The organism is Bacillus cereus group sp. MYBK5-2 (assembly GCF_051915685.1).
GTDB classification, from domain to species: Bacteria; Bacillota; Bacilli; order Bacillales; family Bacillaceae_G; genus Bacillus_A; species Bacillus_A cereus.
Genome location: NZ_JBQAFE010000002.1, coordinates 416,149 through 437,213 on the forward strand (window position 1 = coordinate 416,149; position 21,065 = coordinate 437,213).

Sequence of the window (21,065 nt, forward strand, 5' to 3'; positions counted from 1 at the left end):
TAAAAGCATATAATAAAAGTATGAGGTGATGATGTGAAGGAGATAAACATTCATAAAATAATTGCGGATAAGAGAAAAGAAAAGGGAATTACGCAGGAAGAGTTAGCGATGTATATTGGTATTACGAAGGCATCTGTTTCCAAATGGGAGACAGGGCAGAGTTATCCGGATATTACATTTTTACCACTGTTAGCATCGTACTTTAACATAAGTATTGATGAACTAATTAGTTATACACCACAAATGGAGCAGGAAGATATTAAGGATTTATATCATAGACTAGCGGAAGCTTTTAGTGAAGAACCATTTGATGAAGTAATGATAGAGTGCAGAGGAATAATCAAAAAATATTATTCTTGTTTTCCGTTATTACTTCAAATGGGACTACTTTTTATTAATCACCATATGTTAACAGAGGATACGGATAAAAGAATTGAAATGTTAGAAGAGGCAATGTCTCTCTTTAGCAGGGTACAGGAAGAAAGTGACGATGTTTCTCTTGTGAAAGAGGCGGTATCGTTTCAAGCAACTTGCTATCTTATACTCAATAAACCAAATGAGGTGCTTCAATTACTTGGCGGAACGATACGACCTAACGTTCCAGCGGAAGATCTAATCGCACAAGCGTATCAAATGCTTGGAAATGTTGAAAAGGCAAATGAAATAATGCAAATTAGTATGTACCAACATTTAATACAACTCGTTGCGACAATACCGAATTATGTAGTAGTAAATGCCTCAAGCGCTGAAAAGGTAGAGGTAATTTTAAATAGAGCTTTCATGTTAATAGATATATATGAAATAGAAACATTACATCCTAATATGACTTTAAAAGTATACTATGCTGCTGCGCAAGTATATTGTATGCAAGGTAATTTTGAAAGAGCATTAGAAATGTTACGGAAATATGTAGCGGTTTGTGCGGCTAGCTTTACAGTAAATAGCCTGCATTTACATGGAGATTCCTATTTTGATGCGATTGATGGATGGTTTGCAGAGTTTCCGCTCGGCGCTAAAACAGTTAGAAATGAAGAGATTATAAAGCGAAGCATGTTACAAAGTATTGCAGAGAATCCAGTTTTCGCTCCAATGAAAGATGTAAGAGAGTATAAAAATATAATAACGAGTTTGAAATTTAAATTGGATATAAAAGAATAGGGGGACAAAATGATGACTTTTGATGAATATGAAGTAGCGATCAATAGTGAGTGTACTTTACAAGGTACGATTACAAAGCCAAAAGCTGATGGGAAGTATGCGGCTGTTGTCATTATCGCGGGATCTGGAGAGATTGATCGTGATGGAACGATCGTACCGCTAAAGCTTGAGGCGAACATATATAAAGATTTAGCGAATGTAATAGCGGGGCTGGGTGTAGTGACGCTCCGCTTTGATAAGCGCGGAGTAGGAAAGAGTGATGGAGAATTTCTGAAGACTGGAATGTGGGATTTAGTTAGTGATATAGAGTCTACGATTACGTATTTAAAAGAACAACCATTTGTTGATCCAGAAAATATCATTTTAGCTGGTCATAGTGAAGGATGTATGTTGGCAACAGTAGTAAATGCAAGAACACCAGTTAATGGGCTTATCCTTCTTACAGGGGCTGCGGAATCATTAGAAGAGGCTACGAAAAGACAAAGGGAAATTGCATATAAAGAACTAAAGGAGCAGAAAGGAATAAAAGGAAAACTAATGCGCCTTCTCAATGTAGAGAAACGTGGAGAGAAGCAAATGGAAAAAATAAAAGAGAAAATGATGAATACAGAAAAAGATACGATTAAAGTTGGTTTTAAACCGATGAACGCAAAGTGGTTTAGAGAGCATTTTCAGCATGACATTTATAAAGATTTAATGAAAGTAACGTGCCCGGTATTAGCAATCGCTGGTGATAAAGATATTCAGGCTGATCCTGAAAGAGCGAAGCGGATCGGTGATTATGTGAAGGGTGATTCTGAAGTACATGTAATAAAAAATATGGATCATAGTTTGAAAGTTTTTGAAGGTGAGTTTAAAGCATTAGATTTTAAAAAGAATTATGAAGAAGGGGCAAGAAAGCCACTTCATCCAGAGTTGGAAGAAATAATTGTGAATTGGCTGGATACAATTTTTAACTCGCAACATGCGGGTAGTAAGATTCCCGGCTCAATATTAGGCGAAAGTGAGGAAGTCGGAAGGAAGAGTAATTGTCTGTAAAAAAACGGTTGTTGTAGGTTGATTTAGTTTAGTATATGAATTTATTTTTTTTGCGAATTCATTCATTATAAAATGTTCGTTTTTATTAATTAACGAGATAAAAACGAACATTATTTTATTTTAAATAAATTGGGTAATTAGACTATAACATTAATGCTTATCATTGAATATAATAATGATATAATGGAGGTGGTGTTATATGGCTCTTACTACAGGACCAATTGAAAACGTAGGAAATCAACCTGCTAATGCAAATAAAGTTAGGGTGAAGATCCTTAACCGTACTGCGGGCCCACTTACTGGAGTAGCTAGAGTTTTTAGACTTGACGGTTCATTAGTATTAATTGAACATGTAAACTTCAATGTGAATTCTAATGCTTCTACTTTTGCAACTCTAAGTTTAGTTCATCCTGCTCTTGGACAAGCATTTGAATATGAAGTTCAAATTGTTCCTAATCAACCTGGTGGACTATATAATGTTTATGGACTAACAGCTGAAAATGTTATTATTACTGCACAACGTGTTGTGAACTCAGAATTGACACAGTTTCTTTAATTAAAATAGATTGGTGCCTACATGGTATCCAATCTATTTTTGTACGTATTATTCAGAGAAAGAATGGTTTTACACAAAAATAAAGATAGTTATGGAAAAGGGAAAAGTCGAGCTATCATCTTAATTTTTATTATTTCTGTCTTAGACCGTATCTGTTTTGTGGCACGGTTTTCTTTGAATGCATTTTATTCAAACTGTTTTTTAAAGTATTTATCAAATATGCATTATTGCATAAATAAATTTAAATTTATAAGTTAATATTAAACTACTTTTTAGTTGTAAAGAATATGTTAATAATCTTTATAAGAAAAGGATATTCCTTGTAAAAAGTGAAATTGTTTGGAATGTGAATAAACAAAAAGTTTAGAAGTGATACAGACTGGATAGAGTCTTGTATTAAATAAACAGAAAAGGGGTATGGGTTTCTAAAAGGTTTCGGGGGTTAGAAAGCACTTTTTAGTTAATAGCTTTAAATTATATTTTAAAGGGGAATGGGTATATGAAGTTTCGAAATACAAAGATTGCTATGGTTACACTATCTTCATTTTTTATTTTAGGTTCTGCATCTCTATCATTCACAGATACTATACACGGTGAAGTGGTTCCTGCATCAGCACAGGAGATTATTGTAAAAAATTATGACGATACATATTATAATAACGCAATAGGGAAAACGGGGTTAGAATTAAAGAAGGAACTGCATAATATTATTGATAATCATACAAAGTTATCATACAGTGCGGTTTGGGAAGCGTTAAGAGATACTGATGAAGATCCAAATAATAAAAATAATGTGATACTCTTATATACTGGTCGTTCGCAAGGGAAACTTACGAATGGATCAGGAGTAAATAACTGGAACCGAGAGCATGTTTGGGCAAAATCTCACGGTGACTTTGGAACGACTGCAGGACCTGGAACAGATCTACATCATTTAAGAGCGACGGATGTATCTGTAAATAGTTCACGTGGAAATCTAGATTTTGATAATGGTGGTGTGAATCATTCTGAAGCGACAGAATGTAAATATGATAGTGATTCTTGGGAACCTCGTGATAGTGTAAAGGGAGATATTGCTAGAATGCTGTTTTATATGGCTGTTCGTTACGAGGGAGACAACGGCGAAATAGATTTAGAACTAAATGAAAAAGTGAATAACAATAAAGATCCATACATGGGGAAACTATCTGTCTTATTAAAATGGAATGAACAAGACCCGGTCGATGATTTAGAGCGAAAGCGTAATGAAGTGATTTTTACAAAATATCAACATAACCGCAACCCTTTTATTGATCATCCAGAATGGGTAAATAAAATCTGGAACTAAGATTTTTAAAGGTATTATATTTTGATAAAAGGGATTGATCATTATGATCAATCCCTTCTTATATTTTTACTAGAATAAATGATTTTTATAGGACTAGTGAGGGAAATAGAATAGATATTTATATGGAACGATAGTACTTATTTATCTAGTTAAGTATTTAGTAAGGTCCCCACTCAATATTCACCCCAACAATAAGAAAAACAAGTCCAATGATAAACCAAATGAGTGCAAGTGGAGCCATGAAACGAATCCATTTTCCATAAGAAATCCCGCTTGCTGCGAGAACGCCCATTAAAACACCGGAAGTTGGATTTAAGCAGTTTACTACACCTTCTCCGAGCATAACAGCCTGTACTGTAACTTGGCGTGTAATGTGCATGAAATCAGCTAATGGAGCTAATATCGGAATAAAAATAACCGATTCTCCTGTCCCGGATGAAATAAGGAAATGTAATGCAGCACTACTTACGTACATACCGATAACGCCAAATACAGGGCTTTGTCCTTCAAGAGACTGTGCGAGCTGGTTAACGATAGTATCAAGTAATTTGCCTTGTTCTAAAATGACTGAAATACAGCGAGCCATTCCGACAATTAAAGCACCATAGATAAGGTTTTGGCAGCCAGTTAGAAAAGTAGAAGCGATATCGTTTGCTTTCATGCCACCTATTATTCCGGCTGTAATTGCTATGAAAATAAAAGTAGCGGTCATTTCTGCGTCCGTCCAATGCAGACGAAAAGCGCCTATTAAAAATGCAATTAATGATAAAGCTGAAACGAGTAAAATTAATTTATGACGTATCGTCCAAGGAACTTCCTTTTTCTCTGCTTCTTTTTCGCTTGAAAGAGTGTTACTTGGAAACCAGTTGTCGCCAAGGATGCTTCCTTTATTCGATTTTTTCAAGCGCTTTACATACCAATTTATATATAGAATGGTAGCAAGTAAAAAAGATATATAAATTGCTGTGCGTAAACCAATTCCCGAAAACATCGGAAGTTCTGCGATCTTTTGTGAAATGCCTAAAGGTGAGGGGGATAAAATAGTAGCATTAAAACCAGCATAAGTGCCTAAATAAATAATTGCTACGCCAACGATAGCGTCCCATTTTAATGTGCGGGCAACGATGATGCCGATAGGGATAAAGCCGATAACTGAGTTAACGATAATGCCAGTCGTTCCGAGAATGGAAAAGAGTGCGGCGACAATACATATGAAAAGTAATTGCTGATTACGAAATTTGTTAATAACATGATAGATTAAACCGTCAAGGGCACCTGTCTTTTCAAGAATTGCAATGGCTCCACCTGTAAATAAAATTAGAAAGATAATAGGAGCAGCAAGTGTCATTCCTTTTTCAATAGCGGTAAAAAAAGAAACAAATCCTACAGGTGATTGCGGAACAGAATGGTAGCTACCTGGTATTGTCGTTGTAACGGTCCCGTTTGTAACCCTTTTAAATTCTCCAGCAGGAACGAAATAAGTAGCAATGGCGCAAAGTAAGGCAATAAAAAATAGCAGTACGTACGCATCAGGCATTTTAAACTTTGGTTTACTAGGTTGTTTTTTTGCCTCAGTTTGTATTTGCATAAAATCCCTCCTTCTTCACTTGGTTAATTTTTAATATTCTGAATTTAATCTGTGAAATAGATTATAATAAAGGTAGCTTCTTAAGGCAATAGTTTTTATATCCTTTTCCCGCACGTACAAATTATTGCAATATTAGACAGGGAAACGATAATAAGCCAAGAATATGTTATGTAGAAAGAAAAAGGAAAAGAGGGAACAAGATGTGGAAAACTACTGATCTATGTGATGAATTTGAAAAGGAATTACAAATATGTCGCCAGTCTTTTCGGTCTTTTGGGAAGAAAGAACAATTCCACGGGAAAATTGCAACTGTAAAAGTGAAAGATGATAATGTACTAGTGAAGGAAGGATTGCAAACATTACCAGAAGGAACAGTATTAGTTGTTGATGGCGGAGCGTCTACGAATTGTGCGTTACTTGGTGATAATTTGGCAGCTATTGCGGAAGAAAGAAAGCTAGCAGGAATTATTGTGAATGGGTATGTTCGTGATTCTAGTGAACTAAAGAATATTAATATTGGTATTTTAGCGTTAGGAACGATGCCAAATAGAAGTGTGAAAGAAGGAAAAGGAGAACGAAATATTTCATTGCACTTTGGACAAGTGGATTGGAATCCAAATGAATATGTCTATGCGGATGAAGATGGCGTCATTATTAGTGAAAAGAGTTTACATCGTTAAGAGTTAATAAGTTATTATTCTTAGAAAATAAATCCGATAAAGCATGGACAAAATTCTTTGTCAATAGTAAAATAATACAGAAATTTAAAATTTACAGAATGTATAGGTTTATCGTTTTACGATAACTTAAATGGAAGTAAGTTGTGCCAAAAAAAGTGAATGTTATCACAATGATACGTTCATAAACAAAATTATTTTTCCTATACAAATATAGCCGCGAATAATGCGGGTAGGAGGTGTTGTACATTTTTGTTCGACACTTACAAAAAGAGAGTGTCAATCGCACGCCCTTGAAGGGCCTTTTTTTGTGTAAATGGTAGTAAGGGAGGAAATTTTGGGATGGCAATGTTGAAAAAGTGGCTGCTTACGTCGTTAATGGCAGTGACACTTGTATTTGTTTCTTTTGCGAATACAGTACATATTACGTTTGCTGAAGAAAATACAGCAAAACTTGCAATTATTGGGGAATCACAAAAGGGCATTATGTTATGTCCGAAAGAAGAGCAAATTAAAGATGGGGAAACAGCTTTAAGTTTGCTGCAAAAGGTCATGGGGGACAAAGTAGAATCTGAAACGATGTCGTTTGGAACATATGTAAAAGGAATCGATGGTTTAATGGCCGGGGCTACAAGTGCTTGGCTGTATGATGTAAATGATAAGTCTGCAGAAGTCGGAGCAGATAGTTATAAATTAAAATCTGGAGATGTTGTTGTCTTTCGCTTTGTTTCAGACTGGAGCAATATAAGCCAGGAAACATTGAAAGAAACGTTAGATAAGTTCGGGACGTGTAAAACAGAAGAACCTAACGGTGGCAAAACAGAAGAACCAAAATCAGAAGGTCAAGATGATAAAACGCCAGGTGGGAAAAACCAAGGTGACCAAGACGGTAAAACGCCAGATGGGAAAAACCAAGGTGACCAAGACGGTAAAACGCCAGATGGGAAAAACCAAGGTGATCAAGATGGTAAAACGCCAGATGGGAAAAACCAAGGTGACCAAGACGGTAAAAAGCTAGATGGGGAAAACCAAGGTGACCAAGATAGTAAAAAACCAGAACAACCAGAGCAAGAGAATGTTCAAATTTCAGCGAAGCAATTAGAGGAAGCAATCTCAAAAACATCTGAAAAAATGTTACAAGATGGAATTGAAAGTGACTGGGTAGCTGTAGCGCTTTCTCGTTCTGGAAAGAATGTGCCAATTGAGGCAAAATTAAATTATGTTAAGTCAGTAACTGAAAAAGTAGAAAAGCGCATTAATCGTTTTTCAGCGACAGATTTAGCTAGAACAATTATTATGATGAATGCAATGAGTGCAGACCCTAAAAATGTAGGTGGACATAATTTAGTTCAAAAATTGTATGAGTCAGATAAGGTGAATTCTGTTACAGGTTATGCATTTGCTTTACTTGCATTTGATACGAAGAAGTATGAGATTCCAGTTGAATCAAAATGGAACAGAGTTGCTCTAGTGGAAGCACTGTTAAATAATCAACATACAGACGGTGGATGGACTTATAATAGTTCAGGTAGTAAAGATAGTGCTAGTAGTGTTGATGTAACAGGTATGGTTTTATCAGCATTAGCTCCTTATCAAGAGCGATCAGATGTGAAACCAGCTATACAAAAAGCTGTTGCATATTTATATAACGAACAGCTGCAAAATGGTGGTTTTTCAGCTGATGGACAAGAAAATTCAAATAGTACTGCGCAAGCAATTATTGGATTATCGCTTGTTAAAGATGTAGATCAAAATCGTCTTCATAAGGCAATGCAAAACCTATTATCATATCAACTTTCAAATGGTGAATTTAAATGGTTACCAAGTGATCAAAATGGTAACGGAATGGCTACAGAACAGGCTCTTTTAGCATTACTTCAATTTAAGGAAATGGGAAAATCTATTTATGATTGGTCTAATGTAGACGCTGGTGATGTAATTAAGCCAAAACCGATTGAAGAGCCAGAAAAGGTCGTTGAACCAGAAAATAATGTAGTAGAAAAAGAAGTTACTGAAGAACCGAAAGAACAAGACCAAGTACAACAAGAAACAAAAGATGAAAATCTAAAAGTAGTTGTAGATAACGAACCGGTTAAGAATAAAAAAATCGGAAACGGTAACAGTCTACCAAAAACAGGAGCATCTTCTCATAGTCCAGCAACAGAAGTAGGTATGGGTGTATTATGTATTGCTTCTGCATATGTATTATGGAGACGTAAAGCAGCTTAACAAAAAATTAGGAGCAATTATTTGCTCCTAATTTTCGTATGAAAGGTGAGAGATAGGATGAGTAAGGTGAAATGGTTCATTTCTTTACTGCTTTCGCTCGGGCTACTTGCCGGATGTGAAGAGACAGCTGTAAAGCCTGAGAAGAAGGTAGAACCGAAGCAAGAAGAGGTAGCGAAACAAGAAGAACAAAAAGATGAAGCGAAGCCGGAAGAAAAAACAGAAGAAAAGCAAGCTGAATCAGAGCAAAAGCAGCAAGAAGAGCAGAAAGAGAAACAAGAACAAAAAGTAGAAGAGAAGCCGAAAGAGGAAAAGCCGCAGGCACAACCAGAGGTAAAGAAAGAAGAGAAACAACAACCGAAAGAACAGCCGGCTGTAAATAAGCAACCAGAGCAGCAACAAGCACAAGAAGAGAAACAACAACCGAAAGCACCAGAAGTAAAAGAAGAAGCAAAGGTTGTGAATCAGCCGAAAGAAACACCGAAGCAGGAGCAAAAAGAAGATCCGAATAAAGCGGAGAAAACGATACCGACTCCGACCGTTCCAAATTCTGAACAACGAAAACCAGATCCGGTTCCACCGCCTAAACCACAAGCAAAACAAGTAACAATCTCGGTAAAAGGAAATAACGGATATATAATGGGTGCGAAAAAGATGGATGTACAAGAAGGCGATACAGTGTATAAAGTATTGCAACGTACAGGATTAGATGTTGATGCAAGCGGATCTAGAGATAGTATTTATGTAAAAGGTATTAATGATTTATATGAAAAAGATATTTCGGATACTAGTGGTTGGAAATATCGTGTGAACGGTGCTTTTCCAAACCATAGTGCTGGTGTAGCTACGGTAAAACCAGGAGATACAATTGAGTGGGTATACGTATTACAATAAGAAAGGCATTCGGTAAAGGGCTATGAAAATAAGTTTTTCTTCTTTACATCCTTTTGTGAATTTTTTCTATTATATCGGGGTGATGATACTATGTACGATGTGTCTTCATCCTCTTTTTTTAATTGGAGCAATAGTATTAATTATTATGTTAAATGTGATGCAAGGAAATAGCGAAAAGATAAGAAAGATGCTACCGAGCACAATTGTTTTCTTTTTTATGGTAATTTTATTTAATTCGTTATTAACGCATAGAGGTCGAACTACGTTATTTTGGTTAGGTGATAGCCGTATTAAGCTTGAGGCGATTATGTTTGGAATAGTAATGGGGTTATTACTAGTTGCAGTTATGTTTACGTTTGCGTCATACAATGATATTATTTCCAGTCATAAATTTTTATATTTGTTTTCAAGAATTTCACCGAAAGTTGCATTGTTAACGATGATTACAGTGAGATTTGTTCCTTTGTTTATAAGACGATTAAAGAAAATCACACTCGTCCAAAAAACGAAAGGTGTGCAGGTAGATTCAGGTTCGATAATTGAACGCGTCAAAAATGGTATGCAATTGCTGCAAGTATTATTAATTTGTTCATTAGAAGATGCACTGCAAACGGCAGATTCTATGCAAGCTCGTGGATTTGGTGTAACGAAGCGTACGACGTATATTCGCTATAGAATGGAAAGGCGTGATTGGTATACGCTCAGTTATTTAATCATTTTATTTATAGCTGCTATTGTATGTAGTAATTATGGCGGAGGGAAATTGATTATTTATCCGAAAGTCGAATCTATTTTATTCCAGCAATACGATAGAATGATGTTTGTATTATTTACACTGTTTATTAGTTTACCAATTATGATGGAAGGGAGAGAATGGATATGGTGGCGCATGCAGAAATAAACAATTTATCATTTGTATATGCTGATGAAAACGAAGACGCGTTACAGCATATTTCTCTTTCTGTTCAAAAAGGTGAGTTTATTGCACTTGCTGGAGGATCGGGATCTGGGAAGACGACGTTATTAAAACATTTTAAAAAGGAGTTACTTCCAATTGGTACGCGTTCTGGAGAGATATTTTATGAGGGTGTTTTAATAGAGGAAGTAGCTGATTTGTTATCTGCCCAAGAAATTGGGATGGTATTTCAAAACCCAGAAAACCAGATCGTTATGGATACAGTGATTCAAGAATTAGCATTTTCTTTAGAAAATATAGGATTACCATCACATATTATTCAAAAAAGAATAGCAGAGCTTATTAGCTTTTTAGGATTTCAAGATTTATTGCATCAATCTGTTCATACGTTATCTGGTGGGCAGAAGCAGCTTGTCAATTTAGCTGCGGTATTAGTTATGCAGCCGAAATTGCTATTATTAGATGAACCGACAGCGCAGTTAGATCCAATCGCTGCAAAAGAATTTTTAGGATTATTAAAACGGATTAACGAAGAACTTGGAATTACGATTATTTTAAGTGAACATCGCTTAGATGAAGTTATCCCGCTTGCAACACGCGTTGTTTGTATGGATAATGGCCGTATTATGTATGATGGTAGTCCTAAAATTGTTATTACGGATATGTGGGGAGTAGAAACATTCCGTCCATTTATTCCGCAAATTCCAAGGCTATTTTTAGAGTGGAATGTGAGAGATATTCCGTTTACAGTGCGAGAGGCGCAAATGAAAATGAATGATTTTGCAGCGATATCATATGTAAATGAGCCAATAGCACAAAGTGAAAAGCAAGAGGTAATTTTAAGCGCAGAGCATATTTCGTTCCAATATGAAAAAAATAGTCCGCTTATTTTACGTGATTTATCAGTTTCGATTGAAAAAGGAAAATGGGTAGCGCTCGTTGGGAAGAACGGTACAGGTAAGTCTACACTGTTAACGATTTTAGCAGGATTACAAAAAGCGAGAAGAGGGAAAGTAAAGTGGAACGGAAAAGTGATACATAAAATCGATTCGAAAGAACGATTTAAAAGTATTGGGTATGTATCGCAGCATCCGTATTATCATTTTACATTTGATACAGTATGGGATGAGGTTTATGAACGTGCACGTGAATTATACGGAGAACAAGGAAAAGAAATAGCAGAAGATACGCTAAAACAGTTTTGGTTGTATTCGCTTAAAGAACGCCATCCGCACGATTGTAGCGGAGGAGAGCAACAATTACTTGCGTTATGTACGACGTTGTTATCAAAGCCGACTTTATTATTACTGGATGAACCGACAAAGGGATTAGATCCATGGAAGAAAGAAAGAGTAGGAGAGCTATTTAGGAAGCTACAAAAAGAAGGTACAACAATTGTAATGGCAACGCATGATATTGAGTTTGCAGCGAAATACGTGGATCAATGTATGATGTTATTTGATGGAACAGTCATTATGAATGATGCACCGAAAGAATTTTTTAGCGGCAACTTCTTTTATACAACATCTATTAATCGATTCATTCGAAAAGACTTGCCATATGCATTAACGTGGGAGGATGTGTACGAAGCTTGTCCAAACGATATGTTGCATTCATAATATGTATCTTTGCAGTAATAATCGGCACATTGCTTTTTACGACACTTGTTATGGACGGTTATTACATGTTAAGTAGTTTGTTTATATTAGCGGTTATTATGTTACCTTTCTATATCCGTTTTGAAAGAAAGGCGTTTGTTTCACGTGAAATTGTTCTCGTTGCTGTATTAGCGGCAATTGCAGCAGTAAGCCGGGTGCCATTTTCTATTTTACCAAGTGTACAACCAACTTCTTTTGTCATTATCGTTTCTGCAATTGTATTTGGAAGTGAAACTGGTTTTATGATTGGTGCTACAGCAGCAATCGTATCTAATATTTTTTTGGGACAAGGTCCATGGACACCGTGGCAAATGTTTTCGTGGGGCATGATTGGTTTTATAGCAGGTTTACTTCGTAATACATTTTTTATGAAAAAGCTATGGGGGAGACTTCTTTACGGAGTAATTGTTGGCTTTTTATTTGGCTGGATTATGAATTTCTGGGGCCTTCTCGGTTTTATACGAGAAGCAACATGGGAAACTGTCATTTCGTATTATATCGCAAGTTTTTACTTTGATTTGAGCCATGCGATTTCGAATGTTATTTTCTTATTACTATTTAGTACTTCATGGATTACGATTCTTACAAGATTTAAAAAGAAATATGGTATATTAGATGAGCATAACGTGACATAGAAAAGCATACTCATATAAGGTAGGGTCGCGACTTACATATTCGTTTGCCTCTTTCATGCTTCTTACATATTGTAAGGAGCATTTTTTTGTCAAAAAATCGATTTAATATGCATCCGCTATTATATAAAATTATTTGTATAATTGTAGGTGAGAACTTTTTTCAAAAGGGAGGTGTATAGTTAATGAAGTTAGTTATTCCGAAGCAACATGGTGCATGGGCTATGCTTGTTATTCCTTTTTTATTAAGTGTCATACTTGGGAAACCTACTATTTATCATATTCCATTGTTTTTAGCGTGGTTCTTTATCTATTTAGCCACGTATCCATTTCTTACGTACATAAAGCAAAGACGAAAAAAAGAGTTTTTACAAGTTGCCATTATTTATTTTATTATTGCGTTCCTATTTGGGATGATTTCTTTATTATATGAGTGGCGAATTCTTTTATTCGTAATAGTAATGATTCCATTATTTATAGTGAATATGTATTACGCTCGTCAAAAAAATGAAAGAGCACTATTAAATGATATTTGTGCGATTATTGTGTTTTGTATCGGTGGGTTAATTAGTTATTACTTTTCAATGAAGCAAATCGATCATACAGCTATATTCATTGCACTTATTTCATTTTTATACTTTTTAGGCAGTACGTTCTATGTGAAAACGATGATTCGTGAAAAAAATAATCCGAAGTATCGTCTTATATCTTGGGGATATCATATCGTATTAACGATAATTGTATTTGCGATTAATCCGTGGTGTTCTCTCATTTTTATACCAAGTGTCATTCGAGCAATTGTGTTGTATGGCAAAAAAATTTCTATTATAAAAGTAGGAATTTTAGAAATTGCTAATTCTGTATATTTTTTAATCATAACGGCAATAATTATGAAGTATGCCATTTGAAAAAACTTCCCATCAATTGATGGGAAGTTTTTAATCTTTTTCTAAAATGTGAACGGTGTACTCGCAACGTTGAATAGCTTGTTCAACAGCATAAAGTGATTGTTCAATACGAGCGCGATTAAAATCTTTTTCAACTGTTTCGAGCGCTTCTTCTAAACAATTTTTAGCTTCTTGTAATGATTGAAAAGAATCTTGTACATATCCGCGAGCATTTTGATGCATTTCATAATCCTCCTTGCGTGTTCGTATATGGGTAGTATGAACAGTAAGGAAGAAAATATAATTTATTATATTTGTTTGACAATTAAAGTGGAATTACGTATAGTAAGAATTAAGTGAATATTTTCTTATCCAGAGAGGTGGAGGGACTGGCCCGATGAAACCCAGCAACCGCGATGCAGGTGCTAATTCCAGCAGAACATATTTGTTCTGGGAGATAAGACGAAGATATATACGTAACTTCTTCTTATCGGAGGGGTTTTTTTATTGCAAAAAAACCGATTACGAAAATTTATATTAAGAAGAAAGGGGTTGCGCATTACTGTGACACTCGAAAAATACGTAAAACTGCGTAGTACAGTTTATGAATATATGATAGAGCAAGATAAGCCGATATCATTGTTAGATATTCAAGAACATATCGTTTCGCATCATGAAGGAAAATTCACGAAAAAGATGTTGCATCAATTTTATTTATCAAGATTATTAGACGAACTAAAACTGGATGGGAAAATTACATTAGCTGATGAATATCTCTATGCTGAAAAAGGGGTATTGTATAAGGCGAGAAAAGGGAGCTAAGCTCTCTTTTTTCTTAAAATAACGGAGTATGTAGAGTAAAAGACTGCTAAAGCAGCCTGATACAGGGAATGGTGTTGAGTGTGTAGTGTCAAAAATTGAATGTGCCTGAAAGAGGCAATTCATATCGGCTGCAAATGAAAAGAGACACCTTCGCCGAATAGGTGTCAGTCGTTTTGTCACGTAGACTTGCTACTTAACAGTAATTAGAATAACATGCAGGATTTTTGAAGTCAAAAGGGAATTAAAGGAAGGGGTACAATTATGTACGCTTACTTATTAAAAGATATAACGAAATGGATCCCAAAGTACATTGTAGATAAGGGATATGAATATTATGAAGATGGGCATGTAGAAGATGTTGAAATACAAGATAAAAAAGTGTTTGCTTTCGTTACTGGAAATGCAGGGAATTATGAAGTAGTTATCGATCTCGAAGATTTTTCAGAAAGTAACTGTGAGTGTCCCTATGAAAATTATTGTAAACATATGGTGGCAGTTGTTTATGATATTCAAGGTGCTGGTGAGAGTGCAGTTAAAGAGAAACTGAAAGATTTAGAAAAAGAAGAGTTACTTATATTATTAAATCGATTGTTGCAAAGTTCGAAAAACGTACAAATTGTAGAGAAGTTATTAAAGAAGGAGAAACTTTAACGTATAGAGGGAGTTGTTTTGTAGTGAACGTACTAATTATATATGCTCATCCTAACCCTTCAAGTTTTAACGCGGCGATTTTCAATCATGTGCAAAAAGGACTACAGGAAACAAATCATTCAGTTACCGTACTTGATTTATACAAAGAACAATTTGATCCAGTCCTCGTATTTAATGAAGAGAAGAAAAGACGCGATTTAGTAAATGAAGAGGAAACAGCTCGGTATAGAACGTTAGTAGAAGAAACAGATACACTTCTATTCATCTATCCAATATGGTGGTGGGGGATGCCAGCAATTTTAAAAGGATTTATCGATCGTATTTTCGTAGCTGGATTTGCTTATAAATATGAAGGGGCTCTGCCGAAAGGATTATTGCAAGGGAAAAAAGCATGGGTTATTAATACGTTAGACTCGCCTCTATGGTACGTCGCATTGTTATATCGATCAGCAGATTGGATTATGATGAAGAGAGGTATTTTACGTTTTTGTGGCATTCGCGATATAAAACGGTCAGTGTTTCAATCTGTGAAAACGAGTAAAGTATCAAAGCGTGAGAAATGGTTATTACAAATAGAAGAAAAGGCTCGTGCATTATGAATGAAGTCGATCGTATTATAAACTGTGTTCAGTATGATGGCGAACTTTTTCGGAAGTATGTTACATGTTTACTTCAATTGAAAAAATGTAGCGAAACATTTCAGCAAATTCAAATAGAGTTAAGAAATGATTATTTAATAAGAGGAATTTGTGAAAGAGAAGTTGATGAGGTAGTACGGGGAAGTAAAGAATATGAAATGCATTTTCTTCCTAAAGTATTACAGTGGAATTTTTTGAGGGGAAATCCACATCTAATTGAAAAAGTGTGCGAAGATTTTTTTGCATTTGAGTCATTACATCTTACGGAGTCAGAGTGGGAGAAGATTATAAATTGCGTGGGAAATAAGTGATTTATTATGTAAAAAAGCTAGTATAAAACTAGCTTTTCGTTTAAATAAATAAGAAACATAGACTAATGATAAAACCCGCATATAGTAAGTTCACAACACAAAATCCCATAATGTCACGAGCACCTAAACCAGCTATCGCTAATGCTGGTAATGCCCAGAAAGGTTGAATTAAATTCGTCCAAGCATCGCCCCATGCAATTGCCATTGCTGTTTTTGCAGCAGGTACACCAAGTTCAGCGCCAGCTGGAATCATAATTGGTGCTTGCACAGCCCATTGACCGCCGCCAGATGGAACGAAAATGTTAACAATGCCAGCACTTAAAAATGTAAAGAGCGGAAAAGTCGTTTCATTTGAAATGCTAATAAAGAAATTAGAAATAGCTCCTCCAAGTGAAAGTCCTTCACTATTTACTCCAATCATCATGCCCATAATTCCTGCGTAAAACGGAAATTGAAGTAAAATGCCAGAAGCACTTTTCGTAGAGTCTGAAAAAGCACGAATATACTGAATCGGAGTACGGTGGAAAATAAGACCTGCAATTAATAACATAAAAATCACGATATCGAGAGTAAGGTTAAAACCTTTCGTATAAAAGTAATTGAAAATATAAATGAGACCTAACAATCCAACGCAAAGTGTAATAATAATGCTATTTTCCATCTTTTCAGCGAACGTATTTTTTTCTACTTCTTGAGCAGCAGCTTCTTCATGGAACACGCTAGGATCTACTGTAATCGTATGTTTTTCATCTGGATGCATCGCTTTATTAATGAGAGGCATCGTAATGAGAAAAATAATAACTGGAACGAGAGCGTATGGTGAGAATAACGTTTCTGTTATTGGAATCGCCTCTTTAATACTTCCAGCAGTCGTTTTAATTAACGTTTCACCGCCTGTTGCTAACGTAAGAGGGATAGAGGCAGAAAGACCGGCATGCCAAATGAGAAATCCAGAGTAAGAAGAGGCGATTGCTAGTCTATAATCTAATCCGTCCAGCTGCCTTGCCACTTCTTTTGCGTATAAAACAGATACAACAATTCCAAAGCCCCAGTTTATGTATGCACCGAGTAAACTTACAATTGAAATGGCAATAATGCCTTGTCCAGTTGTTTTTGGTAGTCTGGCAGCTTTCGTTAATCCTTTTTTAATAAGAGGAGCATTTGCTAAAGCAGATCCAGTCACGAGTACAAGTGCCATTTGCATAGAAAAGGCGAGGAGTCCCCAAATTCCATTACCCCAGTGATTAATCATTTCTACAGGTGTTTGGTGAGTCGCAAACATACCAAAGAAGATAACGAAAACAGTTAGTAAACATGATAAAATAAACGGTTCTGGCAAGAAGCGTTGCACTAAGGCGACGCAACCATTTGTAAAGGAACGAAACAAAATAGATCAACCTCCTTATGTATATGTATTACAATTATTCGAGGTTGTTTAGGAGATAACCTTCAAAGTAAAGAAAATTCAGATATTTACAGAGTGTTAATTTATTGATAGATTGATATAGAGCCTCGTATCAAATTCTGCTTTTAATATACTAGAAGAAAAACGGTTGGAAATGGGGTAGCACTTATAGGGATAGTATAGAGAAAGGTTACTAGCTGGCTTCAAAGCAACTGTTGCAAAGGGAGAGGAGATTCAATACAATAGTGTTGCATTACATGAGAAATATGTTTTAGCACAAATCTAGCTAAAAATGTTTATACAAATACATTTAAAATTGATGGGGGAATTATGATCAAAAGTTTTTATCTTTTAAAGCCTAAAATGTTTACGGCAGATATATATTATAAAGTTTTTATTACAGGTGACTGTATATATTTTATAAAGATTGGCGGACAGTTTCATAGCCGACATGCTTATAAAAAACAATTACCTGGTATTTCAGAGCTATTGTTTTTGTTTTGGTTCAAAAAAATTGAGAAAAAACAATTAAACTTAGAAACTGAAATAGATGTAAAAATACATACTGGCGATGTACATGAACTCTTGCAATTAAAGAATAACTTTTCAATTGAAATAAATATAATTGAAGAGGTACTATTAAATAAACGAGGAACGTTTCATACAGGTTTTAATGATAATGGAACGATTTCCTTCATGTTAAAAAATGGTCAAAAAATAAAGTTCATCATCCCGGAAGAAACTTTATTTTCATCTATAGAAGAAATTTTCGACCAATATGAACAGACAATCTTTGTAAGGGAAGTGTTTTAAAGGAAACGATTAATTTATTATCTTTTTAATAAAGTGATAGAAAGCTTCATTAAAAAGATGAAGCTTTTTACTTATAAAAGATAACAAAAGTAATACATTCATTACTACATTTGTGTGTGAATTCAAGAAAAATTAAACCACCTAGCCCCTAAAGAGAATATAGGAAGCAGATGGTTTAGGTGTTTTGAGAGGTATCCTGTTTTCAGGATTTAGTTCAAATTATTGATTTGCATTTTTATATCGAGTAAATTTAAGTTTCTGGAATAATTGTAATAGCGACAGTCCGAACCGGAGTCTCTATTTCGTCGCCTTTACTTTGGCTATTGTAGTATTTAATCATTAATTCGTTAAGTTCGTTTTGAAATTTTCCAAAGTGTTCTTCATCTAGCTTTAATTCTACTACAGAAAAAGTAGCAGTATCTTCTTGACTGTTTTGTTCCTCTAATTTCTTAAGGTAACTTTGATATTGTGTCATAAGTGATAACTGATAATAGGAAATGTAGTTTAACTTTTCATCATCAGATAATCCTTTCCATTCACTTCCTTCAATTTTTGCATCTTCTTCATTGATTGCGTAATATTTTTCAGAAACAGATTTTACCTTTTTTTCTTTAATTACATGAACGATACCTGAATCAACCATAGTTTGTAGCTGTCTATATAGTGTTGCTTGTGGTACATTTTTAATGATTTTTACCATTTCTAATGGTGTTAACCCATCTTCTTTATTTCTCATTAACACTTGGCAAATTTTCATTCTTACCGGATGCATTAAAATTTCAACTTTATTACTCATTATATCACCTTATGTATTGTTTTTTATTCTCATTATAAATAATGAGAATAATGATTGCAATCCATCCGCTTTTGTTTTATCATTATCAATAATGATAATGAGATTTAAAAGGAGTGATGACAATGAAAATACATTATGGATTGAATGATCTTAAAGACATTGATATTATGGCTTTTCTACCCATTATATTACCAGTTATTGCAGTGGGAGCACTTTTAGTTTTAATTGCATTCATTGATTTATATCGACATAGGAAAACAAGAAAAAATGTACTTGTATGGACGTTAATTATTCTTTTCGTTAATATATTGGGACCTATCTTGTACTTTGTTATAGGGAGAAAGGACAGTGAGAAATTATGAAATTAGAGATTAAAAATGTAACAAAATCATTTAAAGGAAAAATTGCTGTGAATAATTTCTCGATGGAACTGCAAGCAGGGGAATGCGTCGGATTAATTGGACCAAACGGAGCAGGGAAATCCACATTAATAAAAGTAATTTCGGATATTACTAATCCAACTGCTGGTGAAGTTTTATTGAATGGGATAAAAATATCAAAAATGAAAAGTGAAATTGGTTATTTACCTCAATATCCTAATTTTTTTCATTGGATGACAGCGAGAGAAACGCTTACGTTTATGGGCCAACTTTCGGGGTTGAAAAAAGAAGAATTGTCAAAGTCGATTCCAAAAATGTTGGAGAAAGTTGGACTAAAGGAAGAAGAAAATGCAAAGGTTAGTACATTTTCTGGTGGAATGAAACAACGACTTGGTATTGCACAAGCATTATTGCATAAACCTTCGCTTATTGTCATGGATGAACCAGTATCCGCATTAGATCCGATCGGCCGGCGGGAAGTATTGAATCTGATTAAAGAAATAAAAAAAGATACAACCATTTTATTATCAACCCACATCTTAAGCGATGCAGAAGAAATCTGTGAACGATTTGTCATTATAAAAGATGGAACAAAAATAGAAGACACAACGATTACGGAGCTTTTACAACGTAATCGTGAAAATAAATTAATGATTGAAATAACAACTAAAGATCAAAATTGGATTGAAGTTGTAAAGAAATTACCGTATGTGAAGAATGTAGAAGTGGTTGGGCTTAAAATCAAAGTGAAGGTTGAAAGTATCGAAATAAACAAAAATATGTTACTGCAAAATGCACTCGAACATAAAGTGGACATTGTTAAATTTAAAATGAGCAACGATACTTTAGAAGAAATTTTCTTGAAATTGGTGGTGTAAAAATGAATAACTCAATGGTATTGATAAAAAAAGAATATGTTCAAATGTTACGTGATTTTAAGATTATTTGGCTACCAATTGTTTTTATATTTTTAGGTGCAACACAGCCGATAGTAACTCATTATTTGCCATCAATTCTAGAAGCATTAGGTGAAGGCCAGGGAATTACAATTGATCTGAGTATGGCAGCGCAAAAAGGGGGCGAAGTATTAGCGAGTACTTTAGGATCCCAGTTTGATCAGCTTGGACTTATGATTCTAGTGATTTCTATGATGGGTGCAATTCAAACAGATAAAGCTAATGGTATGTTGGCCTTTATTTTAACAAGGCCCGTTACTGTTACTTCATATGTAGGTGGGAAAATAGTGTCAAACTATTTAATGGTAGCGTTTAGTGTAACAATTGGATACGTAGCTTCTTATCTATATGTAAATTTTCTTTTTACTGCCGTTCCATTTGCACACCTAATTACTGGATTACTATTTTATCTAATTTGGGTTCTTTTTATCGTATCTTTCACAACAATGATAAGTGCTATTTTTCACAGTCAAGGTATGATTGCATTAATTTCAATTGTTTTCCTTTTAGCCTGCAGAGTAATCGTCGGTTTGAATCCAATAATGGATCAGCTTAATCCAGCCGGTATGAGTAAGTATGCAATGGAAACGTTAGTCACGGGGGTAGTAAATTCAAACGCAATAATTACTGGATTACTAACTATAGTGTGGATTTTATTGACACTCTTCGTAACGTATTATTGGATTGCTAATAAAAAGTTTCATTATGAATAACCGTGATGAGGGTAGTAGTTTCA

At 34.8% G+C, this 21,065-nt stretch carries 23 protein-coding genes and 1 riboswitch; of the genes, 19 read left to right on the plus strand and 4 right to left on the minus strand.

Annotation, left to right across the window (positions count from 1 at the left end; all coding sequences use genetic code 11):
• Positions 1-33: 33 nt before the first annotated feature.
• The 4 genes from ACTFP3_RS10395 (at position 34) to ACTFP3_RS10410 (ending at position 4,079) form a co-directional block, all read left to right on the plus strand.
• Complete coding sequence (locus ACTFP3_RS10395; protein WP_000659028.1) at positions 34-1,158, plus strand: helix-turn-helix domain-containing protein; 1,125 nt, start codon at positions 34-36, stop codon at positions 1,156-1,158.
• A 9-nt stretch (positions 1,159-1,167) separates the two neighbouring features.
• Complete coding sequence (locus ACTFP3_RS10400) at positions 1,168-2,196, plus strand: alpha/beta hydrolase family protein (protein ID WP_440010334.1); 1,029 nt, start codon at positions 1,168-1,170, stop codon at positions 2,194-2,196.
• Between the two features lie 199 nt (positions 2,197-2,395).
• Complete coding sequence (locus ACTFP3_RS10405; protein WP_440010336.1) at positions 2,396-2,752, plus strand: ATPase; 357 nt, start codon at positions 2,396-2,398, stop codon at positions 2,750-2,752.
• Between the two features lie 499 nt (positions 2,753-3,251).
• A complete protein-coding gene (locus ACTFP3_RS10410; protein WP_000672193.1) occupies positions 3,252-4,079 on the plus strand; it encodes an endonuclease I family protein in 828 nt (275 codons plus the stop codon).
• Positions 4,080-4,236: 157 nt separating this feature from the next.
• Here the strand turns inward: ACTFP3_RS10410 and ACTFP3_RS10415 are convergent, their stop codons facing one another.
• Entirely contained in the window at positions 4,237-5,667 is a 1,431-nt protein-coding gene (locus ACTFP3_RS10415; RefSeq protein WP_440010339.1) for a YfcC family protein, read from the minus strand.
• A gap of 200 nt (positions 5,668-5,867) precedes the next feature.
• Here ACTFP3_RS10415 and rraA point away from each other — a divergent pair, with 200 nt between their 5' ends.
• From rraA to ACTFP3_RS10450, 7 genes are all read left to right on the plus strand, one after another.
• A complete protein-coding gene (gene rraA / locus ACTFP3_RS10420; RefSeq protein WP_000266037.1) occupies positions 5,868-6,347 on the plus strand; it encodes a ribonuclease E activity regulator RraA in 480 nt (159 codons plus the stop codon).
• Positions 6,348-6,686: 339 nt separating this feature from the next.
• Positions 6,687-8,573 (plus strand): DUF4430 domain-containing protein, encoded by a 1,887-nt coding sequence (locus ACTFP3_RS10425; protein WP_440010342.1) that lies wholly within the window; start codon positions 6,687-6,689, stop codon positions 8,571-8,573.
• A gap of 57 nt (positions 8,574-8,630) precedes the next feature.
• Positions 8,631-9,464 (plus strand): DUF4430 domain-containing protein, encoded by an 834-nt coding sequence (locus ACTFP3_RS10430; protein WP_400856026.1) that lies wholly within the window; start codon positions 8,631-8,633, stop codon positions 9,462-9,464.
• 22 nt (positions 9,465-9,486) lie between these two features.
• A complete protein-coding gene (locus tag ACTFP3_RS10435; RefSeq protein WP_400856023.1) occupies positions 9,487-10,365 on the plus strand; it encodes an energy-coupling factor transporter transmembrane component T in 879 nt (292 codons plus the stop codon).
• A complete protein-coding gene (locus ACTFP3_RS10440) occupies positions 10,338-11,999 on the plus strand; it encodes an ABC transporter ATP-binding protein (RefSeq protein ID WP_440010346.1) in 1,662 nt (553 codons plus the stop codon). The genes ACTFP3_RS10435 and ACTFP3_RS10440 overlap by 28 nt, the downstream gene beginning before the upstream one ends.
• On the plus strand, positions 11,972-12,673 hold the full coding sequence (locus ACTFP3_RS10445) for an ECF transporter S component (protein ID WP_000044901.1): 702 nt from the start codon (positions 11,972-11,974) through the stop codon (positions 12,671-12,673). The genes ACTFP3_RS10440 and ACTFP3_RS10445 overlap by 28 nt, the downstream gene beginning before the upstream one ends.
• 182 nt (positions 12,674-12,855) lie before the next feature.
• Positions 12,856-13,578, plus strand: a complete 723-nt coding sequence (locus ACTFP3_RS10450) for a YwiC-like family protein (protein ID WP_332284537.1) — start codon at positions 12,856-12,858, stop codon at positions 13,576-13,578.
• Between the two features lie 30 nt (positions 13,579-13,608).
• Here ACTFP3_RS10450 and ACTFP3_RS10455 read toward each other — a convergent pair whose 3' ends face one another.
• Positions 13,609-13,800, minus strand: coding sequence for a hypothetical protein (locus tag ACTFP3_RS10455; RefSeq protein WP_000554032.1), 192 nt, complete (start codon positions 13,798-13,800; stop codon positions 13,609-13,611).
• A gap of 122 nt (positions 13,801-13,922) precedes the next feature.
• Positions 13,923-14,021: riboswitch (SAM riboswitch) on the plus strand.
• A 100-nt stretch (positions 14,022-14,121) separates the two neighbouring features.
• Here ACTFP3_RS10455 and ACTFP3_RS10460 point away from each other — a divergent pair.
• The 4 genes from ACTFP3_RS10460 (at position 14,122) to ACTFP3_RS10475 (ending at position 15,979) form a co-directional block, all read left to right on the plus strand.
• The gene (locus ACTFP3_RS10460) at positions 14,122-14,379 is read left to right on the plus strand and encodes a hypothetical protein (RefSeq protein WP_000171476.1); all 258 of its coding nucleotides are present in this window, start codon (positions 14,122-14,124) and stop codon (positions 14,377-14,379) included.
• A gap of 261 nt (positions 14,380-14,640) precedes the next feature.
• Positions 14,641-15,030: an SWIM zinc finger family protein gene (locus tag ACTFP3_RS10465; protein WP_025966664.1), complete on the plus strand. Its 390-nt coding sequence runs from the start codon at positions 14,641-14,643 to the stop codon at positions 15,028-15,030.
• Positions 15,031-15,053: 23 nt separating this feature from the next.
• Positions 15,054-15,629, plus strand: a complete 576-nt coding sequence (locus tag ACTFP3_RS10470; RefSeq protein ID WP_400856016.1) for an NAD(P)H-dependent oxidoreductase — start codon at positions 15,054-15,056, stop codon at positions 15,627-15,629.
• On the plus strand, positions 15,626-15,979 hold the full coding sequence (locus tag ACTFP3_RS10475; protein WP_001006473.1) for a hypothetical protein: 354 nt from the start codon (positions 15,626-15,628) through the stop codon (positions 15,977-15,979). The genes ACTFP3_RS10470 and ACTFP3_RS10475 overlap by 4 nt, the downstream gene beginning before the upstream one ends.
• A gap of 40 nt (positions 15,980-16,019) precedes the next feature.
• On the opposite strand, the gene ACTFP3_RS10480 is transcribed toward ACTFP3_RS10475, so the two are convergent.
• Positions 16,020-17,366 (minus strand): short-chain fatty acid transporter, encoded by a 1,347-nt coding sequence (locus ACTFP3_RS10480; RefSeq protein WP_000490031.1) that lies wholly within the window; start codon positions 17,364-17,366, stop codon positions 16,020-16,022.
• 348 nt (positions 17,367-17,714) lie between these two features.
• On the opposite strand from ACTFP3_RS10480, the gene ACTFP3_RS10485 reads away from it, so the two are divergent.
• Positions 17,715-18,197 (plus strand): hypothetical protein, encoded by a 483-nt coding sequence (locus ACTFP3_RS10485; protein ID WP_000597308.1) that lies wholly within the window; start codon positions 17,715-17,717, stop codon positions 18,195-18,197.
• Positions 18,198-18,447: 250 nt separating this feature from the next.
• Here the strand turns inward: ACTFP3_RS10485 and ACTFP3_RS10490 are convergent, their stop codons facing one another.
• Complete coding sequence (locus ACTFP3_RS10490) at positions 18,448-18,993, minus strand: transcriptional regulator (protein WP_049108471.1); 546 nt, start codon at positions 18,991-18,993, stop codon at positions 18,448-18,450.
• A gap of 122 nt (positions 18,994-19,115) precedes the next feature.
• Here ACTFP3_RS10490 and ACTFP3_RS10495 point away from each other — a divergent pair, with 122 nt between their 5' ends.
• From ACTFP3_RS10495 to ACTFP3_RS10505, 3 genes are read left to right on the plus strand one after another with little or no spacing between them, the layout of a single operon-like run.
• Entirely contained in the window at positions 19,116-19,355 is a 240-nt protein-coding gene (locus ACTFP3_RS10495; RefSeq protein ID WP_000690914.1) for a PLD nuclease N-terminal domain-containing protein, read from the plus strand.
• Positions 19,352-20,251 carry an ABC transporter ATP-binding protein gene (locus ACTFP3_RS10500; protein ID WP_016122861.1) on the plus strand — a complete coding sequence of 300 codons (900 nt, stop codon included), beginning with the start codon at positions 19,352-19,354 and terminating at the stop codon, positions 20,249-20,251. Before ACTFP3_RS10495 ends, ACTFP3_RS10500 begins: the two co-directional genes overlap by 4 nt.
• Before the next feature lie 2 nt (positions 20,252-20,253).
• Entirely contained in the window at positions 20,254-21,042 is a 789-nt protein-coding gene (locus ACTFP3_RS10505) for an ABC transporter permease subunit (RefSeq protein WP_290101298.1), read from the plus strand.
• Positions 21,043-21,065: the final 23 nt, after the last annotated feature.

Excerpts from the sequence above, each read along its gene's own strand:
- ACTFP3_RS10500 (WP_016122861.1), top strand. The coding sequence starts at position 19,352 with ATGAAATTAGAGATTAAAAATGTAACAAAATCATTTAAAGGAAAAATT.
- ACTFP3_RS10435 (WP_400856023.1), top strand. The coding sequence starts at position 9,487 with ATGAAAATAAGTTTTTCTTCTTTACATCCTTTTGTGAATTTTTTCTAT.
- ACTFP3_RS10425 (WP_440010342.1), top strand. The coding sequence starts at position 6,687 with ATGGCAATGTTGAAAAAGTGGCTGCTTACGTCGTTAATGGCAGTGACA.
- ACTFP3_RS10495 (WP_000690914.1), top strand. The coding sequence starts at position 19,116 with ATGAAAATACATTATGGATTGAATGATCTTAAAGACATTGATATTATG.
- ACTFP3_RS10485 (WP_000597308.1), top strand. The coding sequence starts at position 17,715 with ATGATCAAAAGTTTTTATCTTTTAAAGCCTAAAATGTTTACGGCAGAT.
- ACTFP3_RS10475 (WP_001006473.1), top strand. The coding sequence starts at position 15,626 with ATGAATGAAGTCGATCGTATTATAAACTGTGTTCAGTATGATGGCGAA.
- rraA (WP_000266037.1), top strand. The coding sequence starts at position 5,868 with ATGTGGAAAACTACTGATCTATGTGATGAATTTGAAAAGGAATTACAA.
- ACTFP3_RS10440 (WP_440010346.1), top strand. The coding sequence starts at position 10,338 with ATGGATATGGTGGCGCATGCAGAAATAAACAATTTATCATTTGTATAT.
- ACTFP3_RS10430 (WP_400856026.1), top strand. The coding sequence starts at position 8,631 with ATGAGTAAGGTGAAATGGTTCATTTCTTTACTGCTTTCGCTCGGGCTA.
- ACTFP3_RS10410 (WP_000672193.1), top strand. The coding sequence starts at position 3,252 with ATGAAGTTTCGAAATACAAAGATTGCTATGGTTACACTATCTTCATTT.
- ACTFP3_RS10405 (WP_440010336.1), top strand. The coding sequence starts at position 2,396 with ATGGCTCTTACTACAGGACCAATTGAAAACGTAGGAAATCAACCTGCT.
- ACTFP3_RS10490 (WP_049108471.1), bottom strand. The coding sequence starts at position 18,993 with ATGAGTAATAAAGTTGAAATTTTAATGCATCCGGTAAGAATGAAAATT.
- ACTFP3_RS10455 (WP_000554032.1), bottom strand. The coding sequence starts at position 13,800 with ATGCATCAAAATGCTCGCGGATATGTACAAGATTCTTTTCAATCATTA.
- ACTFP3_RS10450 (WP_332284537.1), top strand. The coding sequence starts at position 12,856 with ATGAAGTTAGTTATTCCGAAGCAACATGGTGCATGGGCTATGCTTGTT.
- ACTFP3_RS10465 (WP_025966664.1), top strand. The coding sequence starts at position 14,641 with ATGTACGCTTACTTATTAAAAGATATAACGAAATGGATCCCAAAGTAC.
- ACTFP3_RS10415 (WP_440010339.1), bottom strand. The coding sequence starts at position 5,667 with ATGCAAATACAAACTGAGGCAAAAAAACAACCTAGTAAACCAAAGTTT.
- ACTFP3_RS10400 (WP_440010334.1), top strand. The coding sequence starts at position 1,168 with ATGATGACTTTTGATGAATATGAAGTAGCGATCAATAGTGAGTGTACT.
- ACTFP3_RS10505 (WP_290101298.1), top strand. The coding sequence starts at position 20,254 with ATGAATAACTCAATGGTATTGATAAAAAAAGAATATGTTCAAATGTTA.